Genomic DNA, 17,752 nt, shown 5'->3' on the forward strand with positions numbered 1-17,752 from the left:
ACCGTACACTAGGCGCTTTTGCGATTCAGCCGGACAGTTAAAACGATGAGCCAAAGCGACCTCAGTTCTCACACGCCGATGATGCAGCAGTACTGGAAGCTGAAAAATCAGCACCCGGAACAGCTGATGTTTTACCGCATGGGCGACTTCTACGAGATCTTCTACGAGGACGCGAAAAAGGCCGCCAAGCTGCTGGATATCACCCTGACTGCGCGCGGCCAATCCGCCGGCCAGGCCATTCCCATGTGCGGGATTCCCTATCACTCGCTGGAGGGCTACCTGGCCAAGCTGGTCAAGCTTGGCGAGTCGGTGGTGATCTGCGAGCAGATCGGCGACCCGGCTACCAGCAAAGGTCCGGTGGAACGCCAGGTAGTGCGCATCATTACCCCCGGCACCGTCAGTGACGAGGCACTGCTAGACGAACGGCGCGATAACCTGCTGGCAGCGGTACTCGGTGATGAGCGCCTGTTCGGTCTGGCCGTGCTGGATATCACCAGCGGCCGCTTCAGCGTGCTGGAGATCAACGGCTGGGAAAACCTGCTCGCCGAACTAGAACGCCTGAATCCGGTTGAACTGCTTATTCCCGATGATTGGCCGCAAGGCTTGCCGGCGGAAAAGCGCCGTGGTGTAAGCCGTCGCGCGCCGTGGGACTTCGAACGCGACACAGCTCATAAGAGTCTGTGCCAACAGTTTGCTACCCAGGACCTGAAAGGCTTCGGCTGCGAGAGCCTGACCCTGGCCATCGGCGCCGCCGGCTGCCTGCTGGCCTACGCCAAGGAAACCCAGCGCACCGCCCTGCCGCACCTGCGCAGCCTGCGCCACGAGCGTCTGGACGACACGGTGATTCTTGACGGAGCCAGCCGCCGCAATCTGGAGTTGGACATCAACCTGGCGGGCGGGCGCGAGAACACCCTGCAATCGGTGGTCGACCGCTGCCAGACCGCCATGGGCAGCCGCCTGCTCAGCCGCTGGCTAAACCGCCCGCTGCGCGATCGCGCCGTGCTGGAAGCGCGCCAGGAATCGATTGCCTGCCTGCTGGAGCGCTACCGCTTCGAAACCCTGCAGCCGCAGCTCAAGGAAATTGGCGATCTGGAACGCATCCTCGCCCGTATTGGTCTGCGCAATGCGCGCCCGCGTGACCTGGCGCGCCTGCGCGACGCCCTCGCCGCCCTGCCCACACTGCAGATGGCCATGACCAATCTGGAAGCGCCGCACCTCGCCGAGCTGACAGGCGTAGTCAGCACCTACCCGGAACTGGCCGAACTGCTGGCCCGCGCCATCAATGACAATCCACCGGCGGTAATTCGCGACGGCGGCGTGCTGAAAACTGGTTACGACGCCGAGCTGGATGAACTGCAATCACTCAGCGAGAACGCCGGCCAGTACCTGATGGATCTGGAAACCCGCGAGAAAGCCCGCACCGGCCTGGCCAACCTCAAGGTCGGCTACAACCGTGTGCACGGCTACTTTATCGAGCTGCCGAGCAAGCAGGCCGAATCGGCACCAGCCGACTATATCCGCCGGCAGACCCTGAAAGGTGCAGAGCGCTTTATCACCCCCGAGCTCAAGGAGTTCGAGGACAAGGCGCTGTCAGCCAAGAGCCGCGCCCTGGCCCGCGAGAAAATGCTCTATGACGAGTTGCTCGAACGCCTGATCGGCCATCTCGGCCCGCTGCAGGACAGCGCTGCTGCCCTGGCCGAACTGGACGTATTGAGCAACCTGGCCGAGCGCGCACTGAACCTGGATCTCAATCGCCCGCGCTTTGTCGATGAGCCCTGCATGCGCATCGATCAGGGCCGGCATCCGGTGGTCGAGCAAGTACTGACCACACCCTTTGTGGCCAACGACCTGAGCCTGGACGACGACACACGCATGCTGATCATCACCGGGCCGAACATGGGTGGTAAATCCACCTATATGCGCCAGACCGCGTTGATCGTGCTGCTGGCGCATATCGGTAGCTTCGTACCGGCGAAAAGCTGTGAGCTGTCACTGGTTGACCGCATCTTTACCCGCATAGGCTCAAGCGACGACCTGGCAGGTGGCCGCTCGACCTTTATGGTTGAGATGAGCGAAACCGCCAACATCCTGCACAACGCCACCGAGCGCAGCCTGGTGCTGATGGATGAAGTCGGTCGCGGCACCAGCACCTTTGACGGTCTGTCGCTAGCCTGGGCCGCTGCCGAACAGCTGGCCAAGCTGCGCGCCTACACCCTGTTCGCCACGCATTACTTCGAGCTGACCGTGCTGCCGGAAAGCCAACCAATCGTGGCCAACGTGCATTTGAATGCCACGGAGCACAATGAACGCATCGTGTTCCTCCATCATGTGCTGCCTGGCCCTGCCAGTCAGAGCTACGGCTTGGCTGTAGCGCAACTGGCGGGCGTGCCTAATGAGGTTATCCTGCGCGCCCGCGAGCACCTGGCGCGCCTGGAGACCACCAGCCTGCCCCACGAACTGCCGCCGGCGCAGCCTGGTCAGACTGCTGCCCCGATGCAAAGCGATATGTTCGCCAGCCTGCCGCATCCGTTGCAGGAAGAATTACGCAAGATCAACCCGGATGATCTGACTCCGCGTAAAGCGCTGGAACTGTTATATACATGGAAGACACGCTTCTAACGTTATTGCGTGCGAACTGTTAGAATCGCGCGCATTTTTATGACTGCCCGACTTAAAGCCTGAGCCGTGGCCATTACCCCTAGCCTGCTGAAACCCGCATAGAACGGGGCAGGCTGGCGCCCGAGGAGAGAATCAGAAATGACCTTCGTCGTTACCGACAACTGCGTCAAATGCAAATACACCGACTGCGTAGAAGTCTGTCCGGTGGACTGCTTCTACGAAGGCCCGAACTTCCTGGTGATCCACCCGGACGAGTGCATCGACTGCGCACTCTGTGAGCCTGAGTGCCCTGCACAAGCCATCTTCTCCGAAGATGAGGTGCCGGAAGATCAGCAGGAGTACATCGAACTGAACGCTGATCTGGCCGAAGTCTGGCCAAATATCACCGAGAAGAAAGAGTCCCTGCCGGACGCTGAAGAGTGGGATGGCGTGAAGGACAAGCTGCAGTATCTGGAGCGCTAGTACTTAGCTCCGCTGGCGACACAAAAAACCCGCCTTGCGCGGGTTTTTACTTTTCTGCAGACCCAGAATCGCCTGGAGCAAGGCCGGAAAGTGATCTGCAAACGATGGACACACAAAACGCGGACAAAAAAAGGGGCGGCTCGCGCCGCCCACTCTTTTGTCCCTAGTCCCTGTATTTCCCAGCTCATCATCCTGATGAATCGCGTCTTGCGATGTCCTGATTGTCTTCCTGACAACCTGTGCTTGTCCCTGAGCACAGGTGTAATACTAGCGATTTCCGCCTTCCTAACAAGCGCTTAAAACTCCATCCAAATGGTCTTTAGCCTTCGCCAATAAAATTAAATATTGTTTAAAAACAATAGCTTAAAATAACACAGAGCACTTCGCCGGCCGCCTTGCGCACCAATGGCTTACGCACCCTGTAAGCAATGGCTTACACAAGCACTCACAAAACTCCCTAGGAATATCTTCTGGCGACATCCATGACACTCACTAGAGAGTGGCGGCCAGGGAACACAGGCACAAAAAACCCGGCCAAGGCCGGGTTGAGTGTTAACGCATCAAGCTCACTGGAACAGTGAGTCGCTCGACAGACCGTTCTTCTCCAAAATTTCCCGCAGACGCTTGAGTGCTTCGACCTGAATCTGCCGAACACGCTCACGGGTCAGGCCGATTTCCTGGCCAACTTCTTCCAAGGTGCAGCTTTCATGGCCGCGCAAGCCGAAGCGGCGAATCACCACCTCACGCTGCTTGTCAGTCAGTTCAGACAGCCACTGATCGATGCTCTGTGACAGATCATCATCCTGCAGCAACTCGCAGGGGTCAGTCGGACGATCATCGGTCAGGGTATCGAGCAGGGTTTTGTCCGAATCCTGGCCAAGTGAAACGTCCACCGAGGAAACACGCTCATTCAGGCCGAGCATGCGTTTAACTTCACCCACCGGTTTTTCCAGCAGGTTGGCAATTTCTTCTGCCGAAGGCTCGTGGTCGAGCTTCTGGGTCAATTCGCGAGCAGCACGGAGGTAGACGTTGAGCTCTTTGACCACATGAATAGGTAAACGAATGGTACGGGTCTGATTCATGATCGCCCGTTCGATGGTCTGGCGGATCCACCAGGTGGCATAAGTCGAGAAACGGAAACCACGCTCGGGATCGAATTTCTCCACCGCACGGATCAGACCGAGGTTGCCCTCTTCAATCAGATCCAGCAGGGACAAGCCCCGATTGACGTAACGGCGAGCGATTTTCACGACCAGGCGCAGGTTGCTTTCGATCATGCGCTTGCGGCCGGCAGGGTCGCCCTTCTGCGCCAGGCGCGCAAAGAACACTTCTTCTTCAGGTGTCAGGAGAGGGGAAAAGCCGATTTCGTTGAGATACAGCTGGGTGGCGTCGAGCGCGCGGGTGTAATCGATGTATTTATGCTGCTTGCTGCTAGCGGTGGAAGCTTTTGCTTTGCTGCGGGAAAGTGGCGGTTGCGCTTCTTCGTCTGAATCATCGTCAAGGACGATAGCAGGCTCCATCAGGAGCACTTCATCATCGACGTCAAACTCCGGCGCTTCTTTTTTATTGAGAGCCATTTTTGTTATTCCTTGCTGAGTTCGACAGCAAGCCCTAGTGCGACCTAATCCCTGGTTACACCAAAGCCTGTCCCTCCCACGTGGTGGAGACAGGCTAGCGCAAGATCAACGTCGCGGCAGGTATTGCAGCGGGTCGACAGGTTTACCTTGGCGGCGTACTTCAAAGTGAAGTTTCACCCGGTCGGTTCCTGTGGAACCCATTTCGGCAATTTTTTGCCCGGCTTTGACCTGTTGCCCCTCCTGCACCAACAACCTGCGGTTATGTCCGTAGGCGCTTACGTAGGTATCGCTATGTTTGATGATCACTAATTCGCCGTAGCCCCGTAAACCACTCCCGGCGTAGACCACTGAACCATCAGACGCAGCTAAAACAGGCTGGCCCAATTCTCCGGCGATATCAATGCCTTTATTCAAACTGCCGTTTGAGGAAAAACGCCCGATAACCGCCCCATTGGAAGGCCACAGCCAGCCCGATGCAGAGCGCTGCGTGGGCGGTAATGCAGTGACGCTTGGGGTGGTTTTCACCGGAGCTGGCGGCTGGGTTTGTACGGGTTTGGTCTGAATGGGTGTACTCGGCCGACCGGACGGCGTGACTACGACTGGCGCAGTCGCCACCACAGGCGGACGACTGGCTGGTTGCCCATCAAAGCGAATGATCTGGCCAACCCGAATCAGGTAAGGCGGCGCAATGCCATTGCGTGCAGCCAGCGCCTTCCAATCCCAGCCGAAACGGAAAGCAATCGAGTACAGCGTATCGCCACGTTGCACCTGATACTGGCCACTGCTGACCGGCTGACGCTGCGGTGTCTGGCTGGCGCCGCCATGGGCACGGTCAACCACCTTGACGCCACCCGGTGGCGGACTCGCACAGGCGCTAAGCAGCGCACCGAGGACAAGGCCACTCAACAGGGTACGAACACTGCGGGCGCGAATCGGCAATTGAATGGCTGTGAAACTCACCTGCATCTCCCTCGGGTAAAACTGCTTACATCTTGCTGGCGTGCATTGTGCCGCAATTATGGGTTATCACCAGCGCTTTGCGGATTGCGCCCAGCCAGCCACTCCAAGCCCAGCACAAGGAGGATGCCGGCAATCGCCAGGGCAATCGCCAGGAGCAACTGCGGATCCTGACCGCTGATCTCGGCAAACTGCGCAGGCCAGAGATTGGCTTGCAGCAACGGCACCTGTTCACCATGGCTATCGGTACGCCAGGTCAAGGTTTCCTTCCAGGGCCAGATCTTGTTCAGCGAGCCGATCATCAGCCCCGTGAGAAACGCCAGCGTCAGGTCACGCCAGCGCGCCAGCAGCCAACGCAGAATCCCAGCAAAGCTGACAATCCCCACCAGACAACCGCTGGCAAAGATCAGCAGCACAGCAATATCCAGGCCTTTCACCGCCGTCAGCACAAAGCTGTACAGGCCCAGCAGCACCAGAATAAAGCTGCCGGAAATCCCTGGCAGAATCATCGCGCAGATGGCAATAGCGCCGGCAAAGAACAGACTCAGCGGGTCATGCCCCAACTGCAGCGGCGACGCCACGGTAATCCAGTAGGCGAATGCCGCCCCCAGCACCAGGCTGACAACCCGCGTCCAGTTCCAACGCTGGACTTCGCGTACCACCAGGTGCGTGGAAACCAGAATCAAACCGAAGAAGAACGACCAGACAGGGATCGGCTGCTCATCCAGCAGGTAGGTGATCAGCCGCGCAAGGCTCAGCACGCTGGTCATGATGCCCAGCAGCAGCACCAGCAGAAACGTCGCATTGGCGGCCTTCCAGGCTTCGACGATACGCCCGCGCAGAAATAGGCCTAGCGCAACCGGCACGCTAGCAATCGAGCGCAGCAACTCGTCATAGATACCGGTAATAAAAGCCACAGTACCGCCGGATACGCCGGGCACTACGTCGGCAGCGCCCATGGCAATGCCTTTGGCGTAGAGCAGGAAATACTTCTTCATGAGTTCATCCGTAAACAATCGAGTCAGGCCAGAGGCCCATTAAGCAAGGGCACAAAGCGCACCGCATCCAGCACATGGCGGGAGAAGCCGTCTTCTTCACGGACGATCAGCAGCAATTCCTGCACATCACCCGCCCCGACCGGAATCACCAGACGCCCGCCCGGAGCCAGCTGATCGAGCAACGCCTGCGGCACGTTGGCCGCTGCTGCGGTAACGATGATGCCGTTGTATGGGCCCAGAGCATTCCAGCCTTCCCAGCCGTCACCCCAGCGAAATACCACATTGCGCAGATTGAGCTGGGTCAAACGCTCCTTGGCTTTTTCCTGCAGGCTCTGGATCCGCTCGACGCTAAACACCCGCTCCACCAGCTGAGCCAGAATCGCAGTCTGATAACCCGAGCCGGTGCCAATTTCCAGCACCTTGTCCAGCGGACCTGCCGCCAGCAGCAGCTCGCTCATGCGCGCGACCATATAGGGCTGCGAGATGGTCTGGTTGTTGCCAATCGGCAGCGCCGTGTCTTCATAGGCGCGATGGGCCAGGGCCTCATCGACAAACAGATGACGCGGCGTGCGACGGATGGCTTCCAGCACATGGGCGTTGGATAGGCCTTCCTCGTAAAGACGCTGAATCAGCCGCTCGCGGGTACGCTGCGAGGTCATACCTATACCGCGGTGGTGCAATTCGTCCTGTTCACGGCGGATCACAGCAAACCCTCCAGCCAGGGTTGCAGGCTGTTGAAACCGTCCATAAAGGTGCGATCCAGCTGCAGCGGGGTGACCGAGACATAACCCTGCATCACTGCATGGAAATCCGTGCCCGGGCCGCCGTCTTCCGCATCACCGGCCACCGAGATCCAGTAACCCTCTTTACCACGCGGGTTGACCACCTTTACCGGCGCCGCAGCGCGGGCGCGATGGCCCAGGCGAGTGAGCTGAATGCCGCGGATATGCTCCAGCGGCAGATTGGGGATATTCACGTTGAGTACGGTGCGTGGCGGCAGGTCGAGCTGCTCGTGAGCCTCGACCAGCTTGCGAGCGAAATAGGCTGCGGTCGGCAGGTTATCCGGCATGCGCGAAAGCAGAGAAAAGGCAAACGCCGGACGGGCCAGAAAGCGCCCTTCCAGGGCCGCTGCGACGGTGCCGGAATACAGCACGTCATCGCCGAGATTAGCGCCCAGGTTGATGCCCGACACCACCAAGTCCGCCACGTGCGGCAGCAGGCCATTGAGACCCAAGTGCACGCAATCGGTCGGTGTGCCATTGAGGCTGATATAGCCATTGGGCAAGGTGGTCGGGTGCAGCGGGCGGTCGAGAGTCAGCGAGCTGCTCGCGCCGCTCTTGTCCTGATCGGGGGCAATCACCGTGCACTCGGCATAGTCGGCCAGCGCCGCATGCAGCGCAGCAAGGCCTGGCGCAGCAACGCCGTCATCATTGGAAATCAGAATACGCATGGGTTGTCCGTCTGCCCTGCAGGCAACAGATCGACGAGCTCACGCACCAAGGCGGTGGCGAAGCATCCAGCCGGCAGGACGAATTCCAGTTGCAGAATGTCAGGCTCGGGATAATGCCACGACAGGCCGCCAATGGGGAGGCGCAGGATACGCCGTTCGTGCGTCATGTCCGCTTCTGCCAACCAGTCGACCAAGACGCTTTCCCGTGCGGCTAGATCCTGCTCCAGCGCCTGCGCCACGCCGCCGGCGCTAGAGACGCCTGCACCCCACAACGGGCCCGTCGGATGCAGATCGAGAATCGCCAAGCGCGGATCGATGCACTCCGCCTCGCCAGCAGGGAAGAAGCTGCGGCTGTCGGTAAAGGCTAGAAGATCACCGAGCAGCGCCTGATTCCAGGTGCCGGCAGCTACCCGCTCGGCCAGCACCTGATTGAACAGGTAACTGCGCGCCGCCGAGAGCACACGCGAGCGCACATTGCGCTTCTCCGGCAGGCTCTTGTTCGCCGCAAAATGCCGGGCATGGGCGACATTGCCGCCCTCATGGCCGAAGCGCTGCAAGCCGTAATAGTTGGGGATGCCCTGAGCGGCGATTTGCGTCAGGCGTTGATCCAGCGTCGCGCGATCCGCGACCAACTGAGTCAGGCGCAGGGTAAAGCCGTTGGCCGCATGGGCGCCGCGCTGCAGTTTGCGGCTATGCCGCACCCGCTTGAGGATGCTCAGGCTGGCATCTTCGGCTGCGCTCAAATCGGGATCGACTTTGCCCGGCAGATGCAGGCTGAACCACTGACGGGTCAGGGCCTGACGATCCTTGAGGCCGGCATAGCTGATCAACCGTATTGGCACGCCGGCGGCACGGGCGATGCGCTTGGCCGCCTCCTCGGTGTTCAGCTCGCGCTTTTCCACCCACAGCCAGAGGTGCTCGCCCTCGCCGGCCAGGGGAATATCCAGCACTTCATCGACCTGAAAATCTTCCGCCACGGCCTTGAGCACCGCCGTACCGCAGGGTTCGCCATAGGCGCGCGGGCCCAGCAATTCGAGTTCGTTCATCGGGCGACCAACAGTGCGACGGCATGCACGGCGATGCCTTCTTCACGACCGGTAAAGCCGAGTTTCTCGGTGGTGGTGGCCTTGACGTTGACCTGATCCAGGCTCACCTGCAGGTCTTCGGCAATCCGCGCACGCATGGTCTCGATATGCGGCGCCATCTTTGGCGCCTGAGCGACGATGGTGGCGTCGACATTGCCGACCTGCCAGCCTTTGCCGTGAATAAGGCCGAGGACGTGGCGCAGCAACACGCGGCTGTCGGCGCCTTTGAAGATCGGATCGGTATCGGGGAAGTGTTTGCCGATATCGCCCAGCGCGGCCGCGCCGAGCAAGGCATCGCTCAAGGCATGCAGCAGCACGTCGCCATCGGAATGGGCCAGCAGGCCGAACTTATGGGAAATCTGCACGCCGCCCAGGGTAATAAAGGAGCCCTCGGTAAAGCGGTGCACATCGTAGCCGTGGCCAATACGCATAAGAAACAACGCCCTGAAAAAGTCAGGGCGTGATTCTAACTGAAAGCTGCCTATAGGAGCCGGCTAGCTGGCGAACCGAACGTCGTCCGCCAGCGCCGGTTCAGCTCAGCAGCGCCTTGGCGTGATGACGCAGGTGGTCATCGATAAAGCTGGCGATAAAGTAGTAGCTGTGGTCGTAGCCCGGCTGCAGACGCAGGGTCAGCGGATGCCCTGCGGCCTGCGCCGCGGCCTTGAGGGCATCGGGCTTAAGCTGGTTTTCCAGGAAATCATCACGATCGCCCTGATCCACCAGAATCGGCAGCTTTTCCGTGGCATCGCTGAGCAAGGCGCAGGCATCCCATTCGCGCCAGCGCGAACGTTCATCGCCGAGATAGCGCGAGAACGCCTTCTCACCCCAGGGACAGTTGCTCGGGTTGCTGATCGGCGCAAAGGCCGACAGCGACTGATAGCGTCCCGGATTACGCAGCGCACAGACCAACGCGCCATGCCCGCCCATGGAGTGGCCGCTGATGCCGCGCTTGTCGGATACAGGGAAGTTCGCCTCGATCAGCGCCGGTAGCTCCTGCACCACATAGTCGTACATGCGGTAATGCCGCGCCCAGGGTTCCTGGGTGGCGTTCAGGTAGAAGCCCGCGCCCAGGCCGAAATCCCAAGCCTTATCCGGATCATCCGGCACATCGGCGCCGCGCGGGCTGGTATCCGGCGCAACGATGATCATCCCCAGCTCGGCCGCCAACTTGTGCGCGCCGGCCTTCTGCATAAAGTTCTCATCGGTGCAGGTCAGGCCGCTCAGCCAATACAGCACAGGCAGCTTGCCGCCCTGCTCGGCCTGCGGCGGCAGATACACGGCAAACACCATGTCGCAGCCCAGCACCGCCGACCGGTGGCGGTAACGCTTGTGCCAGCCACCGGCACTCTTCTGGCAGGAAATATTTTCCAAGGTCATGAGGCCTCCAGTGGGCGGCCATTACAGTCGCCCAGCGTGATCAGAAGTGGATAACGGTGCGGATGCTCTTGCCTTCATGCATCAGGTCGAAGGCCTTGTTGATGTCTTCCAGCGGCATGTTGTGGGTGATAAAGGTATCCAGCGGGATTTCGCCTTTCTGCGCCTTTTCCACATAGCTCGGCAGCTCGGTGCGGCCTTTAACACCACCGAACGCCGAACCGCGCCAGACGCGCCCGGTCACCAGCTGGAACGGACGTGTGCTGATTTCCTGACCGGCACCGGCCACGCCGATAATCACCGACTCGCCCCAGCCTTTGTGTGCGCACTCCAGTGCCGCGCGCATTAGCTGCACATTGCCCACGCACTCGAAGGAATAATCCACGCCGCCGTCGGTCATCTCGACGATGACCTCCTGAATCGGCTTGGCGAAATCTTTCGGGTTAACGAAATCAGTCGCGCCCAGCTCACGGGCCACGTCGAACTTGGTCGGGTTGATATCGATGGCGATGATGCGCGAGGCCTTGGCCATCTTCGCGCCGATGATTGCCGCGAGACCGATACCACCGAGACCGAAGATCGCCACGGTGGCGCCCTCTTCGACCTTGGCGGTGTTGAGCACAGCACCGATGCCGGTGGTCACGCCGCAGCCGAGCAGGCAAACCTTCTCCAGCGGCGCCTCCTTGGGGATCACCGCCAGGGACACTTCCGGCAACACGGTGTATTCGGAGAAAGTCGAGCAACCCATGTAGTGGTAGATCGGCTCGCCGTTATAGCTGAAGCGGCTGGTGCCGTCCGGCATCAGGCCCTTGCCCTGGGTAGCGCGCACCGAGCTGCACAGGTTGGTTTTGCCGGATTTGCAGAATTTGCAGGCGCGGCATTCGGCGGTGTACAGCGGAATCACGTGGTCGCCGACCTGCACCGAGGTCACTCCCTCGCCGATGGCCTCAACGATGCCGCCGCCTTCATGGCCGAGAATCGCCGGGAACACCCCTTCGGAATCCTCACCGGACAAGGTGTAGGCATCGGTGTGGCACACGCCGGTGGCGACAATACGCACCAGCACTTCACCGGCCTTAGGCGGCGCCACGTCGACTTCGACGATTTGCAGCGGCTGATTGGGGGCAAAGGCTACGGCAGCACGGGACTTGATCATGATCGCTCTCCAGCGGATTCAACGGTGGCGCAGAGTGTAGATCAGTGATACAGATAGATAATCCGCAAAAAAACAAAACATTCTTGCTATATAGGGATAATCAATTCATACCAAGGACATCCGCCATGAATCGCTGGGAAGGCCTCGATGAATTTGTCGCCGTTGCCGAATGCGGCCAGTTCACCGCCGCCGCCGAACGCCTGAGCCTGTCGTCATCCCAGGTCAGCCGGCAGATCGCCCGCCTGGAAGAGCGCCTACAAACCCGCCTGTTCTACCGCAGCACCCGCCGCGTGGCACTCACCGAGGCCGGGCAGACGTTCTTACAGCATTGCCAGCGCCTGCAGGATGCCCGCGAAGAAGCCCTGCGCGCAGTCGGCGATCTAGGCAGCGAACCCAAAGGCCTGCTGCGTATGACCTGCGCGGTGGCCTACGGCGAGCGCTTTATCGTGCCGCTGGTGACCGACTTTATGCTGCAGCATTCGCAATTGCGGGTGGATATAGAGCTAAGCAACCGCACCCTCGACCTGCTGCACGACGGCCTCGACCTGGCCATCCGCCTGGGCCGCCTACAGGACTCCCGCTTAGTGGCCACACGCCTGGCTCCGCGGCAGATGTACCTGTGCGCCGCCCCCAAGTATCTGCAGCGTTACGGCAGGCCGCACTCATTGTCGGAACTGGCGCGGCACAATTGTCTAATCGGCAGTTCGGATCTCTGGAGTTTCCAGGCCAACGGCCGCGATTCCAGCCTGCGGGTACAGGGCAACTGGCGCTGCAACAGTGGCCAGGCGGTGCTGGAAGCGGCACTGCGCGGACTTGGCCTATGTCAGCTACCGGATTACTACGTGCTGGAGCATCTGCGCAGCGGCGCGCTGGTGTCACTGTTGGACAACCAACAACCGCCGGATACCGCCGTGTGGGCGTTGTATCCACAGCAGCGGCATCTGTCACCCAAGGTGCGGCAGCTAGTGGAGTTTCTTAAACAGGGGTTGGCGCAGCGCAGCGAGTATCGCTAGTTTTTCAGGTGCCAAAGGCTGGCCAAACTACGCAAATCTTCAGGACGGGTGACCTTGAGGTTGTCCGAGCGCCCTTCGATCAGACGCGGCGCTTGCCCGGCCCATTCGATGGCCGAAGCTTCGTCGGTAATCGCCTGACCGGCAATCAGCGCGTCGGCCAGCGCGTGCTGCAACTCACCCAAACGGAACATTTGCGGAGTAAAGGCTTGCCAGATGATCGAGCGATCTATGGTTGACTGCACCCGGCCGTCGGCGCCTGCGCGCTTGAGGGTGTCGCGGGCCGGCACGGCGAGCAGGCCACCGACAGGGTCATCAGCAAGCTCACTGAGCAACAGGTCCAGATCGCTGCGCGCCAGATTGGGCCGCGCGGCGTCATGCACCAACACCCAATCCTGCTCCTGAGCACCCAGTTCGCTGAGGCGCAGAAGACCGCTGAGTACCGAATCGGCACGCTCGGCACCGCCATCGGCGCGCTGGATACGCGAATCACTGGCACAGCTCAGGGCCGGCCAGTAAGGATCGTCTACCGCCAGGCTAACCACTACCGCGCGCAACTGCGGATGATCGAGAAAGCACGCCAGGGTGTGTTCGATAATGCTTTTGCCGGCCAGCTGCAGGTACTGCTTGGGCCGGTCGGCGCGCATCCGGCTGCCAATGCCAGCAGCGGGGATCAACGCCCAGAAAGGAGGTAAATCAGAGGTATTCATTCAGCCAACTGATAGAGGGTTTCGCCCTCTTTAAGCATGCCCAGCTCGTGCCGCGCACGCTCTTCGACGGTTTCCATACCGCTTTTCAGCTCCAGCACTTCCGCCTCGAGAATCCGGTTGCGCTCTTGCAGCTGCTGGTTTTCGCCCTGCTGATCGGCGATCTGCTGCTGCAACTGGGCCACCTGCGCCAAGCTGCCATCGCCGACCCACAGGCGATATTGCAAGCCTGCCAGCAAGGCAATCAGCACGATAAACACCCAGTAAGAACGACTACGCATAACGGCAAAAGATTCCGGATGAAAAAGGGGCGACTCGCGCCGCCCCTCTTTTACCATGCCTGAGCTCAACCACGGAACTCGGCGCGGCCTTTGTATGGTGCTTTACCCGCCAGCTGCTCTTCGATACGCAGCAATTGGTTATACTTGGACACGCGGTCCGAGCGGCACAGCGAGCCGGTCTTAATCTGGCCAGCAGCAGTACCCACAGCCAGATCGGCGATGGTGCTGTCTTCGGTTTCACCCGAGCGGTGCGAGATCACGGCAGTGTAACCAGCGGCCTTGGCCATCTGGATGGCTTCCAGAGTCTCGGTCAGGGTGCCGATCTGGTTGAACTTGATCAGGATCGAGTTACCGATCGACTCGTCGATGCCGCGCTTGAGTATCTTGGTGTTGGTCACAAACAGATCGTCGCCAACCAGCTGCACTTTCTCGCCGATCTTGTCGGTGAGGACTTTCCAGCCAGCCCAGTCGGACTCGTCCATACCGTCTTCGATGGAGATGATCGGGTAACGCTCGGACAGACCAGCCAGGTAATCGGCGAAACCAGCGGCGTCAAACACCTTGCCTTCGCCAGCCAGGTCGTACTTGCCGTCCTTGAAGAACTCGCTGGAAGCGCAGTCCAGCGCCAGGGTGACGTCGTCGCCCAGGGTGTAGCCGGCATTGGCTACGGCTTCGGCGATAGCAGCCAGAGCGTCTTCGTTGGAAGCCAGGTTCGGCGCGAAACCGCCTTCATCACCGACGGAAGTGCTCAGGCCACGGGCCTTCAGCACGGCTTTGAGGTGGTGGAAAATCTCGGTGCCCATGCGCAGCGCGTCGGCGAAGGTTTTCGCGCCTACCGGCTGAACCATGAACTCCTGGATATCAACGTTGTTATCGGCATGCTCGCCGCCGTTGATGATGTTCATCATTGGCACCGGCATGGAGTAAACGCCTGGAGTGCCATTCAGATCGGCGATGTGCGCGTACAACGGCACGCCCTTAGCCTGAGCGGCAGCCTTGGCAGCGGCCAGGGACACAGCGAGGATGGCGTTGGCGCCCAGGGTGGCTTTGTTCTCGGTACCGTCGAGGGCGATCATCGCCAGGTCGAGGGCTTTCTGGTCAGTGGCATCTTTGCCCAGCAGCAGGTCGCGGATCGGGCCATTGATGTTGGCAACGGCTTTCAGCACGCCCTTGCCCAAGTAACGGCTCTTGTCGCCATCACGCAATTCCAGCGCTTCACGCGAACCGGTGGAGGCACCGGACGGCGCGCAGGCGCTGCCCATGATGCCGCCGTCGAGAATTACATCGGCTTCCACAGTTGGGTTACCACGGGAATCGAGAACCTCACGGCCTTTGATGTCGACGATCTTTGCCATTGCGTGTAGCACTCCAAAAAATTGACGAAAAGGGTAGTACCAAGTTGCACACTCATTGCGCGCGGCTGGTTAGTTCAGCGCGAAATATGTACTGACTAATCAGTCATATTGTATACAAATGGCACTTTACCGGAGATTTGCCGTTTCAGGCAGTCTCAATCGGCGCAAAACTCTTGATCAAATCATCCAGCTGCTTGAGCTGGGTGAGGAACGGCTCCAGCTTGTCCAGACGCAGGGCGCAAGGGCCGTCGCATTTGGCATTGTCCGGGTCCGGATGGGCTTCGAGGAACAGACCGGCCAGACCCTGGCTCATGCCCGCCTTGGCCAGATCGGTGACCTGAGCACGACGACCGCCAGCGGAATCGGCGCGGCCACCCGGCATTTGCAGGGCGTGGGTCACGTCGAAGAACACCGGGTAGTTCATCTGCTTCATGATGCCGAAGCCGAGCATGTCCACTACCAGGTTGTTATAGCCGAAGCTAGAACCGCGCTCACAGAGAATCAGCTGGTCATTACCCGCCTCTGCGCACTTGGCCAGGATGTGTTTCATCTCCTGGGGCGCAAGGAACTGGGCTTTCTTGATATTGATCACCGCACCGGTCTTGGCCATGGCCACTACCAGATCGGTCTGCCGCGAAAGAAACGCAGGCAACTGGATAATGTCGCAGACATCGGCCACAGGCTGCGCCTGATGCGGCTCATGCACGTCGGTGATCACCGGCACGCCGAAGGTCTTTTTGATTTCCTCGAAGACCTTCATGCCCTCTTCCAGGCCTGGGCCACGGAATGAGGTCACGGACGAGCGGTTGGCCTTGTCGAAGCTGGCCTTGAACACGTAGGGGATGCCGAGCTTGTCGGTAACCCGTACGTACTCTTCGCAGGCGCGCATGGCCAGATCGCGGGACTCGATTACGTTGATCCCGCCGAACAGCACGAAAGGCTTGTCGTTGGCGATTTCAATGCTGCCAACCTTGATGATTTTCTGCGTCATATCCCTATGCCTTCTTAGCTTTCTGCGTCAGCGCTGCAGTCACGAAACCACTGAACAGCGGATGGCCATCGCGCGGAGTCGAAGTGAACTCAGGGTGGAACTGGCAGGCGACGAACCATGGATGATCCGGTGCTTCTACCACTTCAACCAGCGCGCCGTCGCCCGAGCGACCGGTGACCTTGAGGCCGGCTTCGATCAGCTGCGGCAACAGGTTGTTGTTCACTTCATAACGGTGACGATGACGCTCAACGATTACATCTTTGCCGTAGCAAGCGTGCACTTGCGAGCCGGACAGCAGCTGGCAGTCCTGAGCCCCCAGACGCATGGTGCCGCCCAGATCAGAAGCGTCGGTACGCTGCTCGGTAACGCCGGTGGCGTCCTGCCATTCGGTGATCAGACCGACCACTGGATGCTGGCTTGCGGTGTCGAACTCGGTGGAGTTGGCATCGCTCCAGCCCAGCACATTGCGGGCGAATTCGATAACCGCCACCTGCATGCCGAGGCAGATACCCAGGTAGGGAATTTTGTTCTCACGGGCGTACTGCACGGTCTTGATCTTGCCTTCCACGCCGCGCAAACCGAAGCCGCCCGGCACCAGAATGGCATCAACGCCCTCGAGCAGCGCGGTGCCTTTGTTCTCGATGTCTTCGGAGTCGATATAACGCAGATTGACCTTGGTACGGTTCTGGATACCGGCATGGCTCATCGCTTCGATCAGCGATTTGTAGGCGTCCAGCAGCTCCATGTACTTGCCGACCATGGCGATGGTGACTTCGTGCTCCGGATTTAGCTTGGCATCGACGACACGGTCCCACTCGGACAGGTCGGCACCGTTGCATTCCAGGCCGAAACGCTCGACGACGAAGTCATCCAGGCCCTGGGCATGCAACACGCCTGGGATTTTGTAGATGGTGTCGACGTCTTCCAGGGAAATCACCGCACGCTCTTCGACGTTGGTGAACAGCGCGATCTTACGACGCGAGGAAATATCGATCGGGTGGTCGGAACGGCAGATCAGCACGTCTGGCTGCAGGCCGATGGAGCGCAGCTCTTTCACCGAGTGCTGAGTCGGCTTGGTCTTGGTTTCGCCAGCGGTGGCGATATACGGCACCAGAGTCAGGTGCATCAGCATGGCGCGCTTGGCACCTACTTCCACACGCAGCTGGCGAATCGCCTCAAGGAACGGCTGCGACTCGATGTCGCCGACCGTGCCGCCGATTTCAACCATGGCCACGTCAGCGTCGCCAGCACCCTTGATGATGCGGCGTTTGATTTCGTCGGTGATGTGCGGGATGACCTGAATGGTCGCGCCCAGGTAATCACCACGGCGCTCGCGGCGCAGCACGTCTTCGTAGACGCGGCCAGTGGTGAAGTTGTTGTTCTGGGTCATGGTGGTGCGGATAAACCGCTCATAGTGGCCCAGGTCAAGGTCGGTCTCAGCGCCGTCGTGGGTGACGAACACCTCACCGTGCTGGAACGGGCTCATGGTGCCCGGATCGACGTTGATATAGGGATCCAGCTTGAGCATGGTGACCTTCAGGCCCCGCGCCTCCAGGATAGCCGCCAATGAAGCCGAGGCGATGCCTTTCCCCAATGAAGAAACAACACCACCCGTGACGAATATGTAGCGCGTCATGAAAAACCCTAGAAGTCTGCGTTTAAGCGGTCAATGCCGCCGGGGAAAGCGAAGGAATACCGAAGCGGCTCTCTGCGATGCACTGCAATGAGCT

17 protein-coding genes are annotated in these 17,752 nt (G+C 60.0%); 3 read left to right on the forward strand and 14 right to left on the reverse strand.

Annotation, left to right across the window (positions count from 1 at the left end; genetic code table 11):
* Positions 1 to 45 precede the first annotated feature (45 nt).
* On the forward strand, positions 46 to 2,619 hold the full coding sequence (gene mutS, locus ACQ4LH_RS08760) for a DNA mismatch repair protein MutS (RefSeq protein WP_430696820.1): 2,574 nt from the start codon (positions 46 to 48) through the stop codon (positions 2,617 to 2,619).
* Between the two features lie 138 nt (positions 2,620 to 2,757).
* The gene (fdxA, locus tag ACQ4LH_RS08765; RefSeq protein ID WP_090248347.1) at positions 2,758 to 3,081 is read left to right on the forward strand and encodes a ferredoxin FdxA; all 324 of its coding nucleotides are present in this window, start codon (positions 2,758 to 2,760) and stop codon (positions 3,079 to 3,081) included.
* 566 nt (positions 3,082 to 3,647) lie between these two features.
* On the opposite strand, the gene rpoS is transcribed toward fdxA, so the two are convergent.
* From rpoS to ACQ4LH_RS08810, 9 genes are all read right to left on the reverse strand, one after another.
* Complete coding sequence (gene rpoS / locus ACQ4LH_RS08770) at positions 3,648 to 4,658, reverse strand: RNA polymerase sigma factor RpoS (RefSeq protein ID WP_090248349.1); 1,011 nt, start codon at positions 4,656 to 4,658, stop codon at positions 3,648 to 3,650.
* Positions 4,659 to 4,763: 105 nt separating this feature from the next.
* Complete coding sequence (locus ACQ4LH_RS08775; protein WP_430696821.1) at positions 4,764 to 5,624, reverse strand: peptidoglycan DD-metalloendopeptidase family protein; 861 nt, start codon at positions 5,622 to 5,624, stop codon at positions 4,764 to 4,766.
* Between the two features lie 50 nt (positions 5,625 to 5,674).
* Positions 5,675 to 6,613, reverse strand: coding sequence for a DUF368 domain-containing protein (locus ACQ4LH_RS08780; protein WP_430696822.1), 939 nt, complete (start codon positions 6,611 to 6,613; stop codon positions 5,675 to 5,677).
* Between the two features lie 23 nt (positions 6,614 to 6,636).
* Positions 6,637 to 7,272 (reverse strand): protein-L-isoaspartate(D-aspartate) O-methyltransferase, encoded by a 636-nt coding sequence (locus ACQ4LH_RS08785; RefSeq protein ID WP_275961604.1) that lies wholly within the window; start codon positions 7,270 to 7,272, stop codon positions 6,637 to 6,639.
* A gap of 41 nt (positions 7,273 to 7,313) precedes the next feature.
* The gene (gene surE / locus ACQ4LH_RS08790; protein ID WP_430696823.1) at positions 7,314 to 8,063 is read right to left on the reverse strand and encodes a 5'/3'-nucleotidase SurE; all 750 of its coding nucleotides are present in this window, start codon (positions 8,061 to 8,063) and stop codon (positions 7,314 to 7,316) included.
* Complete coding sequence (gene truD / locus ACQ4LH_RS08795; protein WP_430696824.1) at positions 8,051 to 9,109, reverse strand: tRNA pseudouridine(13) synthase TruD; 1,059 nt, start codon at positions 9,107 to 9,109, stop codon at positions 8,051 to 8,053. Before truD ends, surE begins: the two co-directional genes overlap by 13 nt.
* Positions 9,106 to 9,579 (reverse strand): 2-C-methyl-D-erythritol 2,4-cyclodiphosphate synthase, encoded by a 474-nt coding sequence (gene ispF / locus ACQ4LH_RS08800; protein WP_430696825.1) that lies wholly within the window; start codon positions 9,577 to 9,579, stop codon positions 9,106 to 9,108. Before ispF ends, truD begins: the two co-directional genes overlap by 4 nt.
* Before the next feature lie 100 nt (positions 9,580 to 9,679).
* The gene (fghA, locus tag ACQ4LH_RS08805) at positions 9,680 to 10,525 is read right to left on the reverse strand and encodes an S-formylglutathione hydrolase (RefSeq protein ID WP_430696826.1); all 846 of its coding nucleotides are present in this window, start codon (positions 10,523 to 10,525) and stop codon (positions 9,680 to 9,682) included.
* A 40-nt stretch (positions 10,526 to 10,565) separates the two neighbouring features.
* Positions 10,566 to 11,678: an S-(hydroxymethyl)glutathione dehydrogenase/class III alcohol dehydrogenase gene (locus ACQ4LH_RS08810; RefSeq protein ID WP_430696827.1), complete on the reverse strand. Its 1,113-nt coding sequence runs from the start codon at positions 11,676 to 11,678 to the stop codon at positions 10,566 to 10,568.
* 125 nt (positions 11,679 to 11,803) lie between these two features.
* On the opposite strand from ACQ4LH_RS08810, the gene ACQ4LH_RS08815 reads away from it, so the two are divergent.
* Positions 11,804 to 12,691: a LysR family transcriptional regulator gene (locus ACQ4LH_RS08815; protein ID WP_430696828.1), complete on the forward strand. Its 888-nt coding sequence runs from the start codon at positions 11,804 to 11,806 to the stop codon at positions 12,689 to 12,691.
* Here ACQ4LH_RS08815 and ispD read toward each other — a convergent pair.
* From ispD to ACQ4LH_RS08840, 5 genes are all read right to left on the reverse strand, one after another.
* Positions 12,688 to 13,398 (reverse strand): 2-C-methyl-D-erythritol 4-phosphate cytidylyltransferase, encoded by a 711-nt coding sequence (gene ispD / locus ACQ4LH_RS08820; protein ID WP_430696830.1) that lies wholly within the window; start codon positions 13,396 to 13,398, stop codon positions 12,688 to 12,690. The two genes, ACQ4LH_RS08815 and ispD, sit on opposite strands and share 4 nt — an antisense overlap.
* Complete coding sequence (gene ftsB, locus ACQ4LH_RS08825) at positions 13,395 to 13,676, reverse strand: cell division protein FtsB (RefSeq protein WP_430696831.1); 282 nt, start codon at positions 13,674 to 13,676, stop codon at positions 13,395 to 13,397. The genes ispD and ftsB overlap by 4 nt, the downstream gene beginning before the upstream one ends.
* Positions 13,677 to 13,741: 65 nt before the next feature.
* Entirely contained in the window at positions 13,742 to 15,031 is a 1,290-nt protein-coding gene (gene eno / locus ACQ4LH_RS08830; RefSeq protein WP_430696832.1) for a phosphopyruvate hydratase, read from the reverse strand.
* Between the two features lie 145 nt (positions 15,032 to 15,176).
* A complete protein-coding gene (gene kdsA / locus ACQ4LH_RS08835; RefSeq protein WP_430696833.1) occupies positions 15,177 to 16,022 on the reverse strand; it encodes a 3-deoxy-8-phosphooctulonate synthase in 846 nt (281 codons plus the stop codon).
* 4 nt (positions 16,023 to 16,026) lie between these two features.
* Positions 16,027 to 17,658 (reverse strand): CTP synthase, encoded by a 1,632-nt coding sequence (locus tag ACQ4LH_RS08840; RefSeq protein ID WP_430696834.1) that lies wholly within the window; start codon positions 17,656 to 17,658, stop codon positions 16,027 to 16,029.
* Positions 17,659 to 17,752: the final 94 nt, after the last annotated feature.

This window comes from Pseudomonas peli, assembly GCF_050563605.1.
Taxonomy (GTDB): domain Bacteria; phylum Pseudomonadota; class Gammaproteobacteria; order Pseudomonadales; family Pseudomonadaceae; genus Aquipseudomonas; species Aquipseudomonas peli_A.